This window comes from Prevotella heparinolytica (genome assembly GCF_004342845.1).
Lineage (GTDB): Bacteria > Bacteroidota > Bacteroidia > Bacteroidales > Bacteroidaceae > Bacteroides > Bacteroides heparinolyticus.
Window position 1 is genome coordinate 1 of sequence record NZ_SLXB01000056.1, and the last position, 2,309, is coordinate 2,309.

Sequence of the window (2,309 nt, forward strand, 5' to 3'; positions counted from 1 at the left end):
AACCTATGAAGTTTTGCAGATTCTCAGCATATCATTGACTGACAAAACCCACTTGCGTGACCTGTTCGACAAGACTAATTTCAATGATGTCAAAGTTCTAAATGAACCCCTGATTCCGGGGCTATTTGATTAATTGTTTAACTCGTCCCATTTTAACAGGACACTAATGAAGAATAATATAAAAACAATAGTATTAGGATTATGTATGGCGGGTATATTCACTGCTTGTGATTTAGATGTGTTACCTCCCGCCAATATGGCAACAGAAACTTTTTGGAAAACGGAAAAAGATGCATGGTATGGATTGAATGCCTGCTATGCTGAATTAGAAGGTGCCCAATTGCCGGATGAATGCTGTACAGACAATTCGCACAGCCATAAGCCATGGGAAGGCAATATGGAGTTGTTGCAACAAGATGGAATTGGTACGGCTGCTGCTTATGGTAATTATAGCTTCAGAACTGTCAGGCTTGTCAACACGTTCTTAGCCAACGTCGATGCCTGTCAGATGGATACAGGTTTAAAAGAACGTATGAAGGCTGAAGCACGTTGCATACGCGCTTGGAAATATTTGTACTTGACAACCAGATTTGGTAAAGTTTCTGTCATAAGGGATGTACTTGAATACGATGCTCCGAATGTAGCAAGAGATCCGGTAGAAACCGTACGTCAATTCATTTTGGATGAATTGGAAGATGTTGCCAAGGTATTACCTGCTAAATATAGCGGTGGTAATATGAACGAAGTCGGAAGAATTACTCGTTGGGGGACGCTGGCTCTTCGGGCACGAGCCGCACTTTATTTCGGGAATTATGTTGAAGCGGAAAAATCGGCTGGTGAAATCATTGATAAGAGTGAACACAATCTGTTCAAAATAACTTCATTGAATATAGCGCAACAACAGGAAGCTGACGAAATGGATACTTACATAGATTTTGCTGATAAAGGCATTGATAAAGATAAATTCATTAAAGGAATGTTCAGCTATGAAGCGTTATGGTTCGATGCCAATGCCAATCCAAGTAATCCAGAATATGTATTGACCCGAGAGTATGCTGCAGACAGCTATAACAATGATTGGATGCGCTACACATACATGATACCGATGTCTATGTCTGCTTATGAAGGATATATTTCCTATGAACCGATGCAAGATTTGGTAGATGCTTATTGGGATATAGATGGAAAAACGTTACGCAGCATCAATCCGGAGAAGCGTAAAGCTGATTTTGAAGCGATGTGGAAAGATTTTGAACAAAACAAGTCAGATCAAAAGAAATATCAGGAACAAATACAAAATTCCGATCTGAAAGCTTATGCGTATATGAAAGAATTCCGTAATCGTGACTCTCGTCTTTATGCCTCATTGATGTTCCCATTCAAAGGATGGCATGAATTGAAAGGCACTTACTATTTCATGTATAATCCTAAAAATATAAATAATAATGGTAACGAATCTTGGTCGGGATATGCTTTCCGAAAAATGGTTGCATTGGGACCTTATAACGAGTATTACTCTCCTTGCGATTATCCGATAATACGTTTCGCTGAAGTATTATTGACCTATGCCGAAGCACGTATACATACTACTGGATGGGATGATAAAGTACAATCTGCATTGAACAGAATACGTGAACGTTGTGGTATGCCTAATGTTCCCGTTAACCTTTCAGGCAACGCAGCTTTGGATTTTGTACGTAACGAACGTCGTATCGAATTGGCGGGAGAAGGACAACGGTTCGATGACATAAGACGCTATGGAAGTACATATTGCCAAAAAGTAATGAATGGGGTTACATATACTCCGATAATGCAGACATTGGTTAATAAGAAATGGAGCGAACGTCTGCTTCTAATGCCTATTCCACAGAGTGCAATAGATCAAAATCCATTATTGAAAGATGACCAGAATCCGGGTTATAACTAAATAAATGGAGTTTCGCAAGTAAAAAAATCATAGAGATACTACTCAGAGTATATCCTACTTCCAAATTTTATTGGTTTGTGAAAAAGGAATGCAAATGACTTTTTTACTTGCGAAACCTATATCTTGGTTTATAATTTATGTTTATAGACAACAATGACTAAACACATAGAACCGTTCTCTTTTTCTTTTGAAGACACGGCCGACTTCTGAAAGATATTTGTACTTTTGCAGTTGGATATGGAATTTAAATATATCTTTCCTTGTTCTTTTCTCAAATACTTATGAACATTGAAGTGATTTAAACTAATTGATCAAATGATAAACAGCGTACTAATAGCTAAAATTGTTATATTATGGGTGAGCAAACTCATTCATAACAACA

General features: G+C 37.9%; 1 protein-coding gene and 1 pseudogene. Both read left to right on the forward strand.

What is annotated here, in order from left to right:
- Positions 1-133 (forward strand): annotated as a pseudogene (locus tag EV202_RS14880) (IS4 family transposase); the annotation flags it as partial.
- Positions 134-166: 33 nt separating this feature from the next.
- Positions 167-1,927 carry a RagB/SusD family nutrient uptake outer membrane protein gene (locus EV202_RS14885; RefSeq protein WP_131927614.1) on the forward strand — a complete coding sequence of 587 codons (1,761 nt, stop codon included), beginning with the start codon at positions 167-169 and terminating at the stop codon, positions 1,925-1,927.
- Positions 1,928-2,309 lie beyond the last annotated feature (382 nt).

Excerpts from the sequence above, each read along its gene's own strand:
- EV202_RS14885 (WP_131927614.1), top strand. The coding sequence starts at position 167 with ATGAAGAATAATATAAAAACAATAGTATTAGGATTATGTATGGCGGGT.